The following is an 18,501-nucleotide window of genomic DNA, read 5'->3' as shown; positions in this document are numbered from 1 at the left end:
CGGAAATCAGTGGTTTCATCCCACGCCCGCGACACCGGCGCGGACGCTCAGAAGGATTGTATCTATGGCTCAAACACTGCTCATGCCGAAAGCGACGGCCGTTTGGCTCGTTGACAACACGGCGCTGTCGTTCGATCAGATTGCCACGTTCTGCAAGCTTCATCCGCTTGAGGTCAAGGCAATCGCCGATGGTGAAGCAGCGCAGGGTATTAAAGGTCTCGATCCGATCGCGACCGGGCAGCTTTCCCGCGACGAAATCCAGCGCGCAGAAGCCAATCCAAACCACAAGCTCAAGCTTTCGGAGCCGAAGGTTCGCGTTCCCGAATCCAAGCGCCGTGGCCCGCGCTACACGCCTGTTTCCAAGCGCCAGGACCGTCCCAATGCCATTCTCTGGCTGGTACGCAACCATGCGGAGCTGAAGGATGCGCAGATTTCGCGCCTCGTCGGCACCACCAAGTCGACCATCGAGCAGATCCGTGACCGCACGCACTGGAACGCGGCCAATCTGACGCCGATGGATCCGGTCACGCTCGGCCTTTGCAGCCAGATCGATCTCGACCTTGAAGTTGAACGCGCATCGCGCGGTCGTCCGCTTCCGACCCAGGAAGAGCTGGACGCAACCCTCCAGCCGGCAAGCACCACCGAGAAGCTCGACTTTAGCTACGAGCGCGAAGAAGAGAAGGAAATCGACGCCAACGCCGTTTTCGCCAAGCTCTCCTCGCTCAAGTCTACCCGCAAGGACGAAGACGAAGACGACAATTATTGAGACGTTCGATCGGGGTTATCCGCTTTGCGGCAGCCCCAGTCCAGCATCAGCGCTACTTCTATGACAGCCCCGGTTCAAGCCGGGGCTTTTTTGTTCTTGAGACGAGGCCTGAGAAAAGAAAAACCCCCGCAGCGCGAAGCGGCGGAGGTCAGTCTTAGATCACGAGGTCTTTTTATCTTATGCGTGGTTCAACTGCCGCTGTGGCATATTGAGCGACGGCGTGCCGGTCTTCTCATCGTCGTTGACGAGGCCGCTCGCTCTGAGCAGCGATGTGAAGCGACCGCCGCGCATGCTGAGCTCATCGAAGGTGCCCTTTTCGATAATCCGGCCATTCTCCATGAACAGCACCAGATCGGCGTCGCGGACCGTCGATAGGCGGTGGGCGATGATGAAGGTGGTACGGTCCTTGCGCAGCGCATCGACCGCGTCCTTGACGCGTGCTTCGGTTTCCACGTCGAGCGCACTGGTCGCTTCGTCGAGCACGAGGATCGGCGCATTTTTCAGAACCGCACGGGCGATGGCGATACGCTGGCGCTCACCACCGGACAAACGGTTGCCGCGCTCACCGACCTGGGTCATGTAGCCGTTCAGCCTGCTGTCGATGAAGTCGGTCGCGGCCGCCGCAGTTGCGGCCTGGACGATCTCATCGTCGGTGGCCGTTTCGCGGCCAAGGCGGATGTTATCGCGGATCGAGCGGTTCAGAAGGCCGGCATCCTGGAACACGGTTGCGATCGAGCTTCTGAGCGACTGGCGGGTGACCGTCGAGATATCGGTGCCATCGACGAGAATCTGGCCCGAGTTGGGGTCGTAGACACGCTGCAACAGGTTGATGAGCGTCGTCTTGCCTGCGCCCGTCGGGCCGACGATGGCAACCGTTTCGCCAGCATTGGCAACGAAGGAAACGTCGTGGACGCCCTGCTTGGTGTTGGCAAAGCCGAAGTTGACATTGCGGAATTCAACCGTGCCTTTGACGTGACCAAGTTCGCCGGCCGAACTCGGTTCTTCACGCTCCTGAACGGAATCTTCGAGCTTGAAGAAGTCCTCGAGCTTGGCGCGGGCTTCGAAAATCTGGCTAACGAAGGCGCGCATCTGGTCAAGGCGACCGATGAGAAGGTTGGCAAAGCCGATAAAGGCAATGACGTCACCCACGCGAAGCTCGCCGTTCTTCACCAGGATCGTACCGATGATCAGGATGATCATCATCGACAGCGTCGAGGCCGTGCGGTTCAGCGCGCTGGCAAACGCCCACCAGTCGAGAACCGGGTACTGGGCACTCAGCAACCGTTCGGTGAAAGACTTCAGAGCCTTGGTTTCCGCTTCGATACGGTTGTAGCTGTGCAGCACCGAGACGTTGCTGATCGAGTCGCTCACATGGGCAAAAACGGTGTGGTAGTGCTCCTCGACGGAGGCCTGGCCTTCCTTCGTGCGGTTCATTACCCACTTGCCGATGAACCAGTAGAAGATGCCGAGGCCCACCAGCACGAAGCTGAGGCGGATATCCATCGAGAATGCAGTCGGAATCAGCAACGCAACGGCAACGAAGGTTGCCAGATGCGTGCGCATGAATTCGAGCCACAGGCCGAACAGCGTCTCGCTGGCGCGCAGCAGCGTATGCAGCGCGTTGGAGGTACCACGCTGGTGATGCCAGGACAGCGGCATGGAAATGATACGACCGAAAGCTTCGGTCAAAAGCGATGCGCGGCGTCCATGGGCAAGCCGGTCTGCCTCACGCGCCACAGCGACGTAAGCGACCGTGTTGAACAGGCCGAAAGCGCCCCAGAGAATGAGGATATTGGTCGGAACGGAACCCGTGGACAACGCATCGATGATGCGGCCGAAAAGAACCGGCTCCGCAATGGTGATTGCCGCAAGAATAACGTTTGCAACAACGACGATCGTGACCCGCCACTTGTTGGTTGCAAGGTAGCGCAGTGCGCGCGTGTAAACTTGAAACAGTGTCAATTTCCAAATCCCGTCTTCATTTCAGTCGTGCCCGGTTGGGGCGAAACCCTGAAGCCTTGAGCGACAAGGGCGATTGCGGGTTAGGCAAGCAGTTGTTTTATTGCACTTTCTACATGAATGGGCGCTTAACGGGGATTCTCGGCGCGAGGCCAATAGAATCGCAGGTCGGAAATTTGCCGCGAAAGATTGTCAAATCATCATAATTCGCGGATAAGTTTTGTAGTGCTGTCGACTGATTGCAATTTTGTCGTGACAACGCCTGATCCATGAGGGCAGGAGGGCCCCTCTCGCTACGGTCACGATCTATTCGAGTGCCAGGATACGTCTTGAAATGCAGAAGGTATTTGATTTTCTCTACACCCATGCCGAGCCCATGGGAAGGAGCGAGTTTCTTTCCGTTTTTCAAAGCCTCATCAGCCACTACGGGTTCGATCATTACCGTGTCTTCCGCCGCGTCGTCAGCCATGCAAGTGTCACCGACATCACTCTTTCAGAGCACCTGCCGGATGGCTGGGCTGACCTCTACCGCGCCAAGAAATATGTGGAAGTGGATCCGGTCGAGAGAGCGTTCTACCTGATGCAAGTCCCATTCAGATGGCGTGATGGGGTCGCATTTCTGTCGCAGGCGACACATCGCAAACGGGCGTCGAAACTTTTTCAGGATGCAGCGCGCTCTGGATTGGGCGAGGGATACGCATTTCCGATCCATGGTCGCAACGGGTTGCTCGGTGGCGTTTTCATCAGTGGTCGGGGATGCGAGTTTAGCGCGGCGGAGCTTTGCACCCTTGATGCGGCCATGCGCGCCACATTTTGGCGTCTTGCCGGGTTTGCCGGTCACATGCAAGAGCTGCTGGCTCGCCCCAATCTTTCGGTGGCGCAACTGACGCGCCGGGAACGGGATGTGCTGAACCTGCTGGCGCTCGGCAACACCTCCCCGGAGATCGGCCACGCCCTTTCCATTTCGAGCCACACGGTGGATTGGTACATCAATGGTATTCAGCGCAAGCTCGACGCGCGCAACCGTCAGCATGTTATCGCGCTTGCGTTTCGCTGTGGTCTGATTGCCTGACGCATCCAGACGAGCGCACCAGAACCGTGAAGTTGAAAATCGGCCTTTCCAACATCTGATTTTACTGCTTAGTTTCGCGCTGCAGCATGTTGACTTGCTCTAGGTTCTTGGGAGGCCGTTTTGAAGATATCGAAAATTCTCGTTGCCAATCGTTCGGAGATCGCAATCCGCGTATTTCGTGCCGCCAACGAGCTCGGTATAAAAACGGTCGCCATCTGGGCGGAAGAGGACAAGCTGTCGCTTCATCGCTTCAAGGCGGATGAAAGCTATCAGGTCGGTCGCGGTCCGCACCTTGCCAAGGATATGGGACCGATCGAGAGCTACCTGTCGATCGAAGAAGTCATCCGCGTCGCCAAGCTGTCCGGTGCCGATGCCATTCATCCAGGCTACGGCCTTCTGTCGGAAAGCCCCGAATTCGTCGATGCTTGCGATGCGGCGGGTATTACCTTCATCGGCCCACGGCCTTCAACCATGCGCCAGCTCGGTAACAAGGTAGCCGCACGCAATCTGGCGATCTCGGTTGGCGTTCCGGTGGTTCCGGCAACTGAACCCCTTCCGGATGATCTCGCCCAGGTTGAGCGCATGGCCGAGGAAATCGGATATCCAGTAATGCTCAAAGCCTCCTGGGGCGGTGGCGGTCGCGGCATGCGCGCCATCCGCAAGAAGGAGGACCTTGCCCGCGAAGTGACCGAGGCCAAGCGCGAAGCCAAGGCGGCCTTTGGCAAGGACGAAGTCTATCTCGAAAAGCTGGTGGAGCGTGCCCGCCATGTGGAAAGCCAGATCCTTGGCGATACACATGGCAATGTCGTTCACCTCTTCGAGCGCGACTGCTCCATCCAACGCCGTAACCAGAAGGTGGTCGAGCGCGCGCCTGCGCCCTACCTGACAGAAGCGCAGCGTCAGGAACTTGCCAGTTACTCGCTGAAGATCGCATCGGCGACGAATTATATCGGCGCAGGCACGGTCGAATATCTGATGGATGCCGATACCGGCAAATTTTACTTCATCGAGGTCAATCCGCGCATCCAAGTAGAACACACGGTGACCGAAGTCGTCACCGGCATCGATATCGTCAAGGCGCAGATCCACATTCTTGAAGGGGCTGCCATCGGCACGCCGGAATCGGGCGTTCCCGAGCAGAAGGATATCCGTCTTAACGGCCACGCGCTGCAGTGCCGTATCACCACCGAAGATCCCGAGCACAATTTCATTCCGGACTACGGACGTATCACGGCCTATCGTTCTGCTTCGGGCTTCGGCATTCGTCTGGATGGTGGCACCTCCTATACCGGCGCCGTGATCACCCGCTATTACGATCCGCTTCTTGTCAAGGTGACCGCCTGGGCGCCGCAGCCGGATGAAGCGATCAGCCGTATGGATCGTGCGCTGCGCGAATTCCGTATTCGTGGCGTGGCGACAAACCTCACCTTCCTTGAGGCTATCATCGGTCACGAGAGCTTCCGCAACAACACCTACACGACGCGCTTCATCGACTCGACGCCAGAGCTTTTTGCCCAGGTGAAGCGTCAGGACCGAGCCACCAAGCTTCTCACCTATCTGGCCGATGTCACAGTCAACGGTCACCCGGAGACCAAGGGCCGCGCAACGCCCTCCGACAAGGCCGTCAAGCCTGTCGTGCCCTACATCGACGCGCCAACGCCGGATGGCACCAAGCAGCTTTTGGACACACTTGGGCCAAAGGGCTTTGCCGAGTGGATGCGCAACGAAAAGCGTGTTCTCGTCACCGACACCACCATGCGCGACGGCCATCAGTCGCTTCTGGCAACGCGCGTGCGCACTCATGACATTTCTCGCGTTGCAAGTGTGTATGCCAAGGCCCTGCCGCAGCTTCTCTCGCTGGAATGTTGGGGTGGCGCGACCTTCGACGTCTCCATGCGCTTTCTCACCGAAGACCCGTGGGAGCGTCTGGCGCTGATCCGCGAAGGCGCGCCGAACCTGCTCTTGCAGATGCTTTTGCGTGGCGCCAACGGCGTCGGCTACAAGAACTATCCAGATAATGTCGTCAAATACTTTGTCCGTCAGGCGGCCAAGGGTGGCGTGGACCTGTTCCGGGTCTTCGACTGCCTGAACTGGGTCGAAAACATGCGCGTGTCGATGGATGCGATCGCCGAAGAGAACAAACTCTGCGAAGCGACGATCTGCTATACGGGTGATCTTCTGAATTCGGCGCGCCCGAAATACGACCTCAAATATTATACCAACCTCGCAGTCGAGCTGGAAAAGGCCGGCGCCCATATCATTGCCGTCAAGGACATGGCTGGCCTTCTCAAGCCTGCCGCCGCCAAGGTGCTGTTCAAGGCGCTGCGTGAAGCCACCAGCCTGCCGATCCATTTCCACACGCATGACACCTCCGGCATTGCTGCCGCAACAGTTCTTGCCGCCGTCGATGCAGGTGTGGATGCCGTGGATGCGGCGATGGACGCCTTCTCCGGCACCACGTCGCAGCCTTGCCTCGGCTCCATCGTCGAGGCGCTGGCCGGTTCGGAGCGCGATACCGGTCTCGACGCCGAGTGGATCCGCCGCATTTCCTTCTATTGGGAAGCCGTGCGCAACCAGTATGTCGCCTTCGAAAGCGATCTCAAGGGACCGGCATCGGAAGTCTATCTGCACGAAATGCCCGGCGGCCAGTTCACCAACCTCAAGGAGCAGGCGCGCTCGCTCGGTCTCGAAAGCCGTTGGCACGAAGTGGCGCAGGCCTATGCCGATGCCAACAGGATGTTCGGCGATATCGTCAAGGTCACGCCATCCTCCAAGGTCGTCGGCGACATGGCGCTGATGATGGTGAGCCAGGATCTGACGGTGGCCGATGTCGAAAACCCGGAGAAGGAAGTCTCCTTCCCCGATTCGGTCGTCTCCATGCTGAAGGGCGATCTCGGCCAATCGCCGGGTGGCTGGCCAGAAGCGTTGCAGAAAAAGGCGTTGAAGGGCGATAAGCCTTACACGGTCCGTCCAGGCTCGCTGCTGGAAGATGCCGATCTGGAGGCCGAGCGCAAGGCAATCGAAACCAAGCTTGAGCGTCCGGTCGATGATTTCGAGTTCGCCTCTTACCTGATGTATCCGAAGGTGTTCACCGATTTCGCGCTGGCTTCGGAGACCTACGGTCCGGTGTCTGTGCTGCCGACACATGCTTACTTCTACGGCATGGAAGATGGCGAGGAACTGTTTGCCGATATCGAACGCGGCAAGACGCTCGTCATCGTCAACCAGGCGTCGTCGGGCGTCGATGACAAGGGCATGGTCACGGTGTTCTTCGAAATCAACGGCCAGCCGCGTCGCATCAAGGTGCCGAACCGCGCCCATGGCGCAACGGGCGCCGCTGCCCGCCGGAAGGCAGAACCAGGTAATGCCGCGCATGTCGGCGCGCCGATGCCGGGTGTCATTTCCCGCGTCTTCGCCAATGCCGGTCAAGAGGTAAAGGCCGGTGACGTTCTGGTTTCCATCGAGGCCATGAAGATGGAAACCGCGCTTCACGCCGAGCGGGACGGCAAGATCGCCGAAGTGCTTGTTCGGCCAAGCGATCAGATCGACGCCAAGGATTTGCTGGTCGTCTACGCACAGTAACGAACCGACATCAAGAGTGACAAGAATGCCCGCCATTGTGCGGGCATTTCTGCTTGTAGGTGAGGCATCCCGCATGTATGCATGTTTATACACGATTCTACATGTTGATGCCGAATGTCCAAGATCGATCACTTTGTCAGCGAGCGCCAGACGCTCATCTTCGCCGAGCTGCAAAGCAAGGGGCGCGTTCTAGCGCAGGACCTGGCGCAGACATTCGATGTGTCGGACGACACGATCCGGCGCGATCTTCGCGATATGGCAGCGCGCGGCCTGTGCGAACGGGTCTATGGCGGCGCACTGATTTCCAGTGGCAAGACCGTGCCACTCAGCCATCGCATGACGGATATGCAGGACCGCAAGGATGCTCTCGGCCAAGCGGCTGCCGCGTGCATCGCGCAAGGAGCGACGATCTTCCTTGATGCGGGTTCCACCAATCTTGCCATCGCCCGACACCTGCCGGAGGGCGTTGGGCTCACCGTCATCACCAATACGCCGGTTATCGCGGCAGAACTCTCAGGCCGTGCCGACCTGGAACTGATCGTCGTCGGTGGCAGGATCGATCCTGCCGTCGGTGCCGCCATCGATATGACGGCTATTGCGCAGCTGGATGATATGCGGCCGGATCTCTGTATCCTCGGCGTCTGCGGCATGACCGCTGCCGACGGCCTTTCAGCCGATATCTATCAGGACGCCACGTTCAAGCGACTGGCCTGCAAGGCGAGCCGCAGAACTATGGCTGCGATTACCAGCGAGAAGCTGGGCGCTGGCGCTGCCTTCCATGTGGCGCCGCTCAACCCCGATCTCACCCTTGTTCTGGAAGATGACGCCGACGAAGCCTTTGTCCGCGATCTGCGCAGACACAAGCTCGATATTCATCTTGCCGGGCGCAATACCCGTGCCTCATCCCATCCGCATTCACTGAAGGACCAGCCCGCATGACCGGCTCCCCGATGTCCGTCTCCACGGCCCGCACCCCCTATATGACGCGCACACGCTTCGGCGTTTCCCTACTGTTCCTCATGAATGGTTTCATGATGGGGTCGTGGGCGCCGATGATCCCCGAGTTCGCCAAGCGTCTTTCCCTGAGCGAGAGCGAACTTGGTCTGGTCATTCTCGTCTTCGGTCTTGGCTCGCTTTCCTGTATGCCGGTGGCCGGTTCACAGATCGCCCGTGTCGGCTCGCGCACGGTCACGCTGTTCTGTGCGGCGATCTTTGTGCCGACGCTGCTTCTCATCACACTCTCCAACACCGTCTGGGCGGGCGTGATCACCGTGTTCCTCTTCGGCGGGCTGACGGGTGCCATGGATGTGGCGATGAATGCAAATGCCGTTGCTGTGGAGCGTGGCATGCGGCGCGCCATCATGTCCTCCTGCCACGCCTTTTGGAGCCTTGGCGGATTGATCGGCGCGGGTCTTGGCGGTTTGCTGATCACCAAGATCGGTATTTACGGCCACGCTATTGCCCTGACCATCATTTCTGCAGCGCTGCTGGCGATCGCTTGGCCGCGCGTCATGGTGGATCGTCCGCATCCGGAAGAAGAGCGCCCGAAAGGCCGCCTGCCGCTTACACCGCTTCCCTGGATCATCGGCCTCATGGCGCTGTTTTCCATGGTGCCCGAGGGTGCGGTGCTTGATTGGGGCGCGCTCTACCTGCGCAACGAGCTTGGTGCGTCGGTTGCCGTTTCGGGCTTTGCCTTCGCCGCCTTCTCCCTCACCATGGCCGTCATGCGCTTTGCCGGCGATCTGGTGCGCGAGCGTCTGGGAGCAGTGCGCACATTGCAGGTCTGCTCGATCATGTCGATCGTCGGGCTTCTGATCGCGGGTACAGCTGGCAACGCGTTCATCGCCATTATCGGCTTTGCCATTGCGGGTATCGGCATTTCCAACATGGTGCCGATTGCCTTCTCCGCCGCGGGCAACATGCCGGGACTGGCGCCGGGGATCGGTCTGTCTGTGGTCACCACCATGGGTTATTCCGGTATTCTCGTTGCACCATCGGCCATCGGCTTCATTGCCGAACATACCGGTCTTGCAACCGTCTTCCTGTTCATTCCGCTTCTGCATGTCGTCGTGCTGCTGCTCTCCAGGCTCGCACGCCATGCGGATGGCGCAAGTGGACACTGAAGACTAGACTTTGCCTGCTCCACTTCATCAAAGCGCTTCCATTGCCCATGGAAGCCCTTTCGTTTTGGTAAGCTGGCAGACAGGCTCGAATTTCGCCACGATTGCAGTAAACTACCAGTTGACTGCTTCGATGTTGACAAGGCGCTCGCCTTGATCCACCTGAAAGACCACACTCACCGCAGTTGTAGAGACCGTCATGAACGCACACTCCGATTACGATCCGAAGCCACGCCGCGCCTCCGTTGCCGTCGATGTGGGCGGCGTTATCGTCGGCGGTGGCGCACCCGTCGTGGTGCAGTCCATGACCAATACGGATACCGCCGATATCGATGCAACGGTCCAACAGGTCGCGGCACTGCATCGCGCCGGTTCCGAAATCGTCCGCATCACGGTCGACCGCGACGAGAGTGCTGCGGCCGTTCCGAAAATCCGCGACCGTTTGCTGCGGCTTGGCATCGATGTGCCGCTCGTCGGCGACTTTCATTATATCGGCCACAAGCTCTTGGCCGATCATCCGGCCTGTGCCGAGGCTCTGGCAAAGTACCGCATCAATCCCGGTAATGTCGGCTTCAAGGACAAGAAGGACAAGCAGTTCGGTGACATCATCGAGATGGCGATCCGCTATGACAAGCCGGTGCGCATCGGCGTCAACTGGGGGTCGCTCGACCAGGAACTGCTGACCAGTCTGATGGACAAGAACAAGGACGCCGGCTTTCCGCTGTCCGCCCGTCAGGTCACACGTGAAGCCATCGTGCAATCGGCGCTGATTTCCGCCGAGCTCGCCGAAGAGATCGGCCTGCCACGCAACCGCATCATTCTGTCTGCCAAGGTCAGCCAGGTTCAGGACCTGATCGCGGTCTATTCCATGCTCTCGGAGCGCTCCGACCACGCGCTGCATCTCGGCCTCACCGAAGCCGGCATGGGTTCGAAGGGCATTGTCGCCTCGTCTGCTGCCATGGGCTATGTGTTGCAACAGGGTATTGGTGACACGATCCGTGTATCTCTGACGCCGGAGCCGAATGGCGACCGCACCCGCGAGGTGCAGGTGGCGCAGGAACTTTTGCAGGTCATGGGCTTTCGTCAGTTCATCCCCGTGGTCGCGGCCTGTCCGGGATGCGGGCGCACGACGTCTACCGTCTTCCAGGAACTGGCACAGAATATCCAGAACGACATTCGCAAGAACATGCCCGTCTGGCGTGAGAAATATCCAGGCGTCGAGGCGCTGAACGTCGCCGTCATGGGCTGCATCGTCAATGGCCCGGGCGAAAGCAAGCATGCCGATATCGGCATTTCGTTACCCGGCACGGGTGAGAGCCCTTCGGCACCTGTCTTCATCGATGGCGAAAAGGCGCTGACACTGCGCGGACCGAATATCGCCCAGGACTTCGAGGCGCTGGTCATCGACTATATCGAAAAACGTTTTGGCCAAAAGGACGCGGCAGAGTGAGTAGCGACCGTGAAAATGCCAGAATTGCTGTGTCTTACCTCCAAAAACTCACGGAGCAATGATTTCAATGATCAAGAAGTTTGCTGTTCTTGCGCTTGCCGCAACCTACCTGTCCGCCTGCACCACGACCGACCCCTATACGGGTGAGCAGAAGGTCTCCAACATGGCGGGCGGTGCCGGGCTTGGCGCGCTGGCCGGTGCGGTTGGCGGCCTAGCCATCGGCGGCGGCAACAAGGGCCGCAACGCCCTGATCGGTGCTGGTATCGGCGCGCTCGCCGGTGGCGCGATCGGCGGCTATATGGACAATCAGGAAGCGGAACTGCGCCAGCAGCTGCAGGGTACAGGCGTATCGGTGACGCGCCGTGGCGACAGCATCGTTCTCAACATGCCGTCCAACATCACCTTCGCAACCGATCAAGACCAGGTGATTCCGCCATTCTACCCGACGCTGAACTCTGTGGCGATCGTTCTGAACAAGTTCAACAAGACCTATATCGACGTCAACGGCTTTACCGACTCCACCGGCAGCCTGAACCACAACCAGTTGCTCTCGCAGCGTCGTGCCGCCTCGGTTGCCAATTATTTGGGAAGCCAGGGCGTCGATCAGCGCCGCATGTCCACCATGGGCTTCGGCCCGTCGCAGCCAGTGGCATCCAACGCAACGCCCGACGGCCGCGCCCAGAACCGTCGCGTGGAAGTGCTGATCTCGCCGTTGACGCAAAACGGCTAATAGCCTTTTACCTCAATGATCGTTTTCGAAGAGGGCTGCTTTGGCGGCCCTTTTTGGTGTGTGTAGACGGTGTGCAGGCGTGGTAGGCGCTTCAACATCGGCCCGAAAATCGGAATCGATTTTCGGAAAAGCATGATGCGTAGATTAAACAGGATAGAGCGCCTTGGTGCGTCCAGTGAGACGCATGGCGCTCTAGCTCTCAGCTTTTGCGCTCGGCTATGAAGCGGGCCGCTTGCACCAGAATATCGGCCTTCTCTCCGTAGGGGGCCAACAGGGTTGCCGCGTCGCACACCTGTTCCTGAAGTTTTTCACGCGCCCAGTCTTCCCCGCGTAACGCCACAAGCGTGCCCTTGCCGCGAGCGGCATCCTTGCCGGTTGCCTTGCCCATGGTAGCGGCATCCGAGGTGAGGTCGAGAAGATCGTCGGCAAGCTGGAAGGCGAGGCCGATCTTTTCGCCGAAGCTGCGCAGCGTCTTGCGGTGAGATGCGTCGTTTCCGGCAATGATTGCACCTGCCTCGCAGGCAAAGCGCAGCAACGCGCCTGTTTTCATCGCCTGCAAGGTCACGATGCCCGCTTCATCCGGCGCCTGCTTTTCTGCCGCCAGATCGAGCGCCTGACCGCCTGCCATGCCGCCAATGCCGGCAGCGCGCGAAAGCGCCAACACCAGTGCCGTCTTCTGATCGCCGGTCAGCGGCGTTTGCGGGCTCGCGATAATATCGAAAGCGAGCGTCAGGAGGCTGTCGCCCGCCAGAATGGCTGTGGCCTCATCGAACTTCTTGTGGACCGTCGGCTGGCCGCGACGCAGATCGTCATCGTCCATGGCGGGTAGATCGTCATGCACCAGCGAGTAGCAATGGAGACATTCAAGCGCGGCGCCCACACGCAGCGCTGCAGCCTCATTGCCGTCGAGCAGCCGCGCTGTCTCGATGACGAGGAAAGGCCGAAGGCGCTTGCCGCCGTTCAGCACGCCATGGCGCATGGCATCCAGCAGGTTGGCCGGCCGTGCGATCTCGTCATAACCGACCTTGTCCGTCAGGATCTCTGCCAGCAGTTTTTCCGTGCTTGCCGCGTTATCGCGCAGCCGTGTCTCGAATGTCATGGCACCGCTTCCTTACATCTCGCGGCTGTTTGGCATGGGGTAAAAGGGCTGGCAAATGTTTTGTTGAACGGGTGTGGAACTTCGCCCTGGTGAGTAGCCTTGATGGTGCGAGCGGAATATGAAAGGCTTGATCTGAACGAGTGGGGACGGGATGTGAGCAGTACGCCGGAAAGCGAAAGGGAGTATGAGGCGCTTCCCGACGAGGAGAGCAGGCCCAAATTGGATATCAAGAGCCTCGCCAAACGTGTCGGCATGTTTCTGCTGGCGCTGTTAGTCCTGCCCTATCTGCTGATCCCCGTTTATGCCATTCCCTTCATCCGACCCATCTCGACGCTAATGCTTGCCGATCTGGTGACTTTCCAAGGCTACGACCGGCAATGGGTGCCTCTGGAGGATATCTCGCCTCGGCTCATCCAGTCGGTGATGATGTCGGAAGACGGCCAGTTCTGTTTCCATGGCGGGGTGGACTGGAATCAGATGCAGGGAGTCGTCAATGACGCACTGGAAGGCGAGGCGACACGAGGCGCCAGCACCATTCCGATGCAGACGGCCAAGAACCTATTTCTCTGGAACGGTCGGTCCTTCATCCGCAAGGGACTGGAACTGCCGCTTGCGCTCGTATCCGACTTCATCTGGTCGAAACAGCGGATGATGGAAATCTATCTCAACATCGCCGAATGGGGCCCCGGTATCTACGGCATCGAGGCCGCGGCGCAGTACCATTTCAAGGTGCCAGCGTCGAAACTCAGCTCCCGGCAGGCAGCATTACTTGCCGTGTCCTTGCCGAACCCGATCGATCGCAATGCTAGCAAGCCCGGTCGCGGGATGCAGCGTCTCGCGGGGCTTATCGAGCGCCGGGCAAGAGGCTCCGGCGCTTATGTCGGCTGCGTGCTGGACCGATAGGCTTTAGTCTTTGGTGAAGATGTAATCCGTTTCCTGGCGAAGCGTTTCGCCGGGACGCAGGATCGCTTTCGGGAAGCCTTCGTGATTGATGGCATCCGGCCAGATCTGCGTTTCCAGGCAGAAGCCCGCGAAGGGGCCGTAATGGCGTCCGTCATGTCCCGGAACGGCAGTGTTCAGCTTGAAACCAGAATAGAACTGAACGCCGGGTTCGGTTGTGTGAACATCGAGCGAAATGCCGGAGGCTGGCGCGTGGACATGCGCGACCATGCGCTTGGCCACACGCTCTGCCGAAAGGCAGAAATTGTGGTCGTAGAGCACCTGTTCGCCATGGTCGTCCTTCCGGCTCATCAATGTCGGCTCACGCAGATCGAAGACCGTTCCGGAGACGGAGCGGATTTCGCCGGTTGGAATCTGGCGCTCATCGGTTGGCAGATAATGATCGGCGGCAATTTCGATATGATGGCCGAGGGCGGTCTCGGCGCCGTCGAGATTGAAATAGGAATGCTGGCAGACATTGGCGATAGTCGGCAGGTCGGTCGTCGTCTCATAGACAACCGACAGCACGCCGCCCTCGCGGATCGTGTAGGTTGCCGTCATCGTGCAATTGCCTGGGTAACCAGCGCGACCGTTGGGATCGATGATCTGCAGCACGACATGGCTTGGTCCGTGCTCCATGATCATCCAGTTGCGCTTGCCCGTGCCGTCGCTTCCGCCATGCAAATGCGACACGCCCTTCTCGTTCAGCTCCAGCTGGTAGTCTTTGCCGTCGATGGAAAACTTGCCGCCACCGATACGATTGGCGTTTCGGCCCGGTGTCGCGCCGAAATAGGATGAGTATTTCGGATAGTCGTCAAACCCGTCGAAGCCAAGAACCAGCGGCGGCTGATGTCCCTCAAGCCGCAGATCCTGAATGACCGCACCCCAGGTGATAACCTTGGCCGTCAGGCCGCCAGCGCTGATCGTCACCCGTTCGACCTTTTCGCCGGTCGCTGTCAGGCCAAAATTCTCCCGAACGCTTGCGTCACTCATCCGACATTCTCCCTATCACTTGCAATTTGTGCCGGACGTTGCGCCATTTTGGCGGCTGACGCAACGTCGGAAAATGCGTTTTTCGCAGAAGCGATCGTGTCAGGCCGAGGCCTCGCCGATCTCCTCCAATGCGTAAGGGGTCGTCTGATAGATCTCGTTGATCCAGTTGCCGAAGAAAAGGTGCGCATGGCTGCGCCAGCGGTTGAGCGGCGTCAGCGATGGGTCGTTGTGCGGGAAATAATCATGCGGCAGCTTGATCGGAACGCCGGAATTGACGTCGCGGAAATACTCGTCCCCGAGCGAGGTGGAGTCATATTCCACATGGTTAAACATGTAGAGCCGCTTGCCGCGCTTCTCATGCACGAGACACACGCCCATTTCCTCGGATTCCATCAGGATTTCGAGATCGGGATGCTTCTCGATGTCGGCGCGACGCACCTCCGTCCAGCGCGACACCGGCACCTGGAAATCGTCGGAGAAGCCGTTGAGATAGATGGAAGCAGGGCAGAGATTGCGGTGGCGATAGACGCCGAAGGCCTTCTGCTTCAATTCATGCTTCGGCACGCCATGGAAATGATAGATCGCCGCCATTGCCCCCCAGCAGACATTGAGCGTCGAATGGACATTGGTTTCTGTCCAGTCGAAGATTTTCTTCATCTCATCCCAGTAGGTCACGTCCTCATAGGCCAGCGTCTCGACGGGCGCGCCGGTGATGATGAAGCCATCGAACTTGCGGTGACGGACCTCTTCCCACGTCTCGTAGAAGGAGAGGAGGTGTTCTTCCGGCGTGTTCTTGGCACGGTGTCCGCCAATCCGCACCAATGAGAGCTCCACCTGCAGCGGCGAGGCACCGACAAGGCGAGCCATCTGGATTTCGGTCTTGATCTTGTTCGGCATGAGGTTCAAGAGCCCGATCTGGAGCGGGCGGATATCCTGACGGATCGCCATGGTCTCGGTCATCACCCGTACACCCTCATTGACGAGGGTTTCGAAGGCGGGAAGCGTATCGGGAATCTTGATGGGCATCGCGAACTCTCACGTCCAAACACAAAAAAACCGGCAGCGAAATCGCGACCGGTCCTCGGAAATTGCCTTTTTCCTCGACCCTTTAGCGACTTCTTTAAAGTGGCTGCAAGCCGGTCGGCAAATCACCACTGCTGGCTGTCATAATCCTGTCTGGCTGAAAAATCAATATCGCCGCCTTTTGCGGCGTTTGCGCCTTTCCTTGAGGTGATGTTTCGCGATAAGGCAGGGCATGACATCGGATCATTTCACCATTCTGCTGGGCGGCGATATCGTCGTGACGGAGCGCCTGCGCCGTGCGGTTGCCGGATCGCGGGTGATTGCCGCCGATAGCGGCATGAAACATGCCACGCCGCTCGGGCTTCAACCGGAACTGTGGGTGGGCGATTTCGATTCCGCCGATGCGTTTCTAGTGCAGGAATGGCCGGATGTGCCGCAACAGCCTTTTCCAGCTGCCAAAGGCGAAACGGATGGCGAGATTGCCGTTTCTGAGGCTTTGGCGCGCGGCGCGAAGCGGCTGACGCTCGTCGGCGCGCTGGCGGGGGAACGCTCCGACCATGCGCAGTTTCATCTGCTTTACGCCGTGGCGCTGGCCGAGCGGGGTTTCGAGGTTATGCTGACCTCCGGCAATGAAGAAGCGTTTCCGCTGATTGAAGGTGAACTTGCCCTCGATCTGCCACGCGGATCGCTGTTCTCGGTGGCGGGATTTACCGCACTTTCCGGTCTCGATATCGAGAGCGCCCGCTATCCCCTCAGTGATTTTGCGCTTGCCTTCGGCTCATCGCGCACTATGTCCAACGTGGCTGAGGGCGACATTCGCCTTCGCCTTAAAAGCGGCAAGGCTATCGTCCTTGCCCGTCCTTACGATCTGACCGGAGCCTGATGCCTTGGCACCCCCCATTCTGAAACTCGACGACATCAAGCTGACCTTCGGCGTGACCCCGCTGCTCGACGGCGCCAATCTGCAGGTGGAGCCGGGCGACCGCATCTGCCTTGTCGGCCGTAACGGTTCGGGCAAATCGACGCTGATGAAGATTGCCGCCGGTCTGGTGGAAGCGCAGTCCGGCGAGGTGTTCCGTCATCCGTCCGCGACGATCCGCTATCTGGAGCAGGCGCCGGATTTCGGCGCTTACGAGACGGTGCAGGCCTATGCCGAGTCGGGTCTGGGGCCGGGCGACGATCCGTATCGCGTCAGCTATATTCTCGAACATCTAGGGCTGACCGGCCAAGAAAATCCTTCGAGCCTTTCCGGTGGGGAAGCGCGCCGTGCCGCACTTGCCCGAGTGATGGCGCCCGAGCCGGATATTCTGATGCTGGACGAGCCGACCAACCATCTGGATCTTCCGACCATCGAATGGCTGGAAAGCGAATTGCAGCAGACGCGAAGCGCGCTTGTGCTGATTTCGCACGACCGTCGCTTCCTTGAGAAGGTGTCGACCGCCACCGTCTGGCTCGATCGCGGCCAGTCCCGCAGGCTCAGCCGTGGCTTCGGCCATTTCGAGGAATGGCGCGACAAGGTGCTGGAAGAGGAAGAGCTTGAGCAGCACAAGCTCGGCAAGGCCATCGAGCGCGAAGAGCACTGGATGCGCTATGGCGTGACGGCACGGCGCAAGCGCAACATGCGCCGCGTCGGAGAGTTGCGCGACATGCGCGCCGCCTATCGCGGCCACAAGGGGCCGCAGGGCTCGGTACAGGCCACAGCCGTGGAAGCGCGCGAATCCGGCAAGCTGGTGATCGAGGCGGAGGCCATCACCAAGGCCTATGGCGATCGTACCATCGTCGCACCCTTTTCGCTGCGGGTGCATCGCGGCGATTGCATCGGTCTCGTCGGGCCGAATGGTGCAGGCAAGACCACGCTGCTCAAGATGCTGACAGGTACGCTCGCGCCCGATAGCGGCACGGTGAAGCTCGGCACCAATCTGGAAATCGCGACACTCGACCAGAAGCGCGAAGACCTCAATCCGAACGACACGCTGGCACATTACCTGACCGACGGTCGTGGTGAAAGCCTGCTGGTCAACGGCGAGCAGAAGCATGTGACCGGCTATATGAAGGACTTCCTCTTCCAGCCGGAACAGGCCCGCACGCCGATCCGCAATCTGTCCGGTGGCGAGCGCGCCCGTCTTATTCTAGCGCGTATCCTGGCAAGACCGACCAACCTTCTCATCCTCGATGAGCCGACGAACGATCTCGATATCGAGACGCTGGACCTGCTTCAGGAAATCGTCGCAAGCTTCTCGGGCACCGTCATTCTCGTCAGCCACGACCGTGATTTCCTTGATCGCACCGTGACCTCGACCATTGCGCCCGCCAATCCGGATGCGCCGGATGGCCGCTGGATCGAATATGCAGGCGGCTATTCCGACATGATGGCGCAGCGTAAGGGTGCGGCAGAAGACAAGAAGCGCTCGGACAAGCAGGAGAAGGCGAAAGTCTCGGCCAATGCCGCTCCCGCTACTGAACCTGCAAAGGGCAAGGGCAAGCTGTCCTTCAAGCAGAAATTTGCGCTGGAAAATCTGCCGAAGGAAATGGAAAAGCTGCAGCAAGAAATCGCCAAGCGCGAAGAGCGAATGGCCGATCCGCAGCTTTTCGCCAAGGACCCCGGCGCTTTCAACAAGCTGGCGGAGGAAATGGCAAAGCTTCGCCAAAAGCTGGAGGTCATGGAGGAAGAATGGCTGGAGCTTGAGATGCTGCGCGAAGAGATGGAAGGCTAGGCCTCTTTGACAGGCGCGTGAATATGGGCTCTGCTTTGTTCCAACAGGGAGGAG

At 59.3% G+C, this 18,501-nt stretch carries 14 protein-coding genes and 1 riboswitch; of the genes, 10 read left to right on the top strand and 4 right to left on the bottom strand.

Annotated elements, in window-relative coordinates:
- Positions 1–64: 64 nt before the first annotated feature.
- Positions 65–766 (top strand): DUF1013 domain-containing protein, encoded by a 702-nt coding sequence (locus tag QZ862_RS08415; protein WP_296019301.1) that lies wholly within the window; start codon positions 65–67, stop codon positions 764–766.
- Positions 767–943: 177 nt separating this feature from the next.
- Here QZ862_RS08415 and QZ862_RS08410 read toward each other — a convergent pair whose 3' ends face one another.
- Positions 944–2,728, bottom strand: a complete 1,785-nt coding sequence (locus QZ862_RS08410; protein WP_296019303.1) for a glucan ABC transporter ATP-binding protein/ permease — start codon at positions 2,726–2,728, stop codon at positions 944–946.
- A gap of 331 nt (positions 2,729–3,059) precedes the next feature.
- Between QZ862_RS08410 and QZ862_RS08405 the strand changes: the two genes are divergently transcribed.
- The 6 genes from QZ862_RS08405 (at position 3,060) to QZ862_RS08380 (ending at position 11,679) form a co-directional block, all read left to right on the top strand.
- A complete protein-coding gene (locus tag QZ862_RS08405) occupies positions 3,060–3,797 on the top strand; it encodes a LuxR family transcriptional regulator (RefSeq protein ID WP_296098950.1) in 738 nt (245 codons plus the stop codon).
- Between the two features lie 120 nt (positions 3,798–3,917).
- Entirely contained in the window at positions 3,918–7,379 is a 3,462-nt protein-coding gene (pyc, locus tag QZ862_RS08400) for a pyruvate carboxylase (protein ID WP_296098947.1), read from the top strand.
- A gap of 114 nt (positions 7,380–7,493) precedes the next feature.
- On the top strand, positions 7,494–8,318 hold the full coding sequence (locus tag QZ862_RS08395) for a DeoR/GlpR family DNA-binding transcription regulator (protein ID WP_296098944.1): 825 nt from the start codon (positions 7,494–7,496) through the stop codon (positions 8,316–8,318).
- Positions 8,315–9,502 (top strand): MFS transporter, encoded by a 1,188-nt coding sequence (locus QZ862_RS08390; RefSeq protein WP_296013958.1) that lies wholly within the window; start codon positions 8,315–8,317, stop codon positions 9,500–9,502. Before QZ862_RS08395 ends, QZ862_RS08390 begins: the two co-directional genes overlap by 4 nt.
- A gap of 196 nt (positions 9,503–9,698) precedes the next feature.
- Positions 9,699–10,949 carry a flavodoxin-dependent (E)-4-hydroxy-3-methylbut-2-enyl-diphosphate synthase gene (gene ispG, locus QZ862_RS08385; RefSeq protein ID WP_296034813.1) on the top strand — a complete coding sequence of 417 codons (1,251 nt, stop codon included), beginning with the start codon at positions 9,699–9,701 and terminating at the stop codon, positions 10,947–10,949.
- Between the two features lie 67 nt (positions 10,950–11,016).
- On the top strand, positions 11,017–11,679 hold the full coding sequence (locus tag QZ862_RS08380; protein ID WP_296073717.1) for an OmpA family protein: 663 nt from the start codon (positions 11,017–11,019) through the stop codon (positions 11,677–11,679).
- 199 nt (positions 11,680–11,878) lie between these two features.
- Here the strand turns inward: QZ862_RS08380 and QZ862_RS08375 are convergent, their stop codons facing one another.
- Positions 11,879–12,778 (bottom strand): polyprenyl synthetase family protein, encoded by a 900-nt coding sequence (locus QZ862_RS08375; protein ID WP_296098941.1) that lies wholly within the window; start codon positions 12,776–12,778, stop codon positions 11,879–11,881.
- Between the two features lie 252 nt (positions 12,779–13,030).
- On the opposite strand from QZ862_RS08375, the gene mtgA reads away from it, so the two are divergent.
- The gene (gene mtgA, locus QZ862_RS08370) at positions 13,031–13,681 is read left to right on the top strand and encodes a monofunctional biosynthetic peptidoglycan transglycosylase (protein WP_363315912.1); all 651 of its coding nucleotides are present in this window, start codon (positions 13,031–13,033) and stop codon (positions 13,679–13,681) included.
- A gap of 3 nt (positions 13,682–13,684) precedes the next feature.
- On the opposite strand, the gene QZ862_RS08365 is transcribed toward mtgA, so the two are convergent.
- The gene (locus QZ862_RS08365; protein WP_296013965.1) at positions 13,685–14,710 is read right to left on the bottom strand and encodes an aldose epimerase family protein; all 1,026 of its coding nucleotides are present in this window, start codon (positions 14,708–14,710) and stop codon (positions 13,685–13,687) included.
- A gap of 99 nt (positions 14,711–14,809) precedes the next feature.
- Positions 14,810–15,736 carry a homoserine O-succinyltransferase gene (gene metA / locus QZ862_RS08360; protein WP_296013966.1) on the bottom strand — a complete coding sequence of 309 codons (927 nt, stop codon included), beginning with the start codon at positions 15,734–15,736 and terminating at the stop codon, positions 14,810–14,812.
- A 62-nt stretch (positions 15,737–15,798) separates the two neighbouring features.
- Positions 15,799–15,875: riboswitch (SAM riboswitch) on the bottom strand.
- A 90-nt stretch (positions 15,876–15,965) separates the two neighbouring features.
- Between metA and QZ862_RS08355 the strand changes: the two genes are divergently transcribed.
- A complete protein-coding gene (locus tag QZ862_RS08355) occupies positions 15,966–16,616 on the top strand; it encodes a thiamine diphosphokinase (RefSeq protein WP_296073710.1) in 651 nt (216 codons plus the stop codon).
- Between the two features lie 4 nt (positions 16,617–16,620).
- The gene (locus tag QZ862_RS08350; protein WP_296073708.1) at positions 16,621–18,447 is read left to right on the top strand and encodes an ABC-F family ATP-binding cassette domain-containing protein; all 1,827 of its coding nucleotides are present in this window, start codon (positions 16,621–16,623) and stop codon (positions 18,445–18,447) included.
- Positions 18,448–18,501: the final 54 nt, after the last annotated feature.

Origin of the sequence: uncultured Agrobacterium sp. (genome assembly GCA_913777615.1) — a bacterium.
In the GTDB taxonomy this organism is placed as follows: domain Bacteria; phylum Pseudomonadota; class Alphaproteobacteria; order Rhizobiales; family Rhizobiaceae; genus Agrobacterium.
Note: the sequence above shows the minus strand (reverse complement) of the source record. Positions and strands in the feature narration are given on the sequence as shown.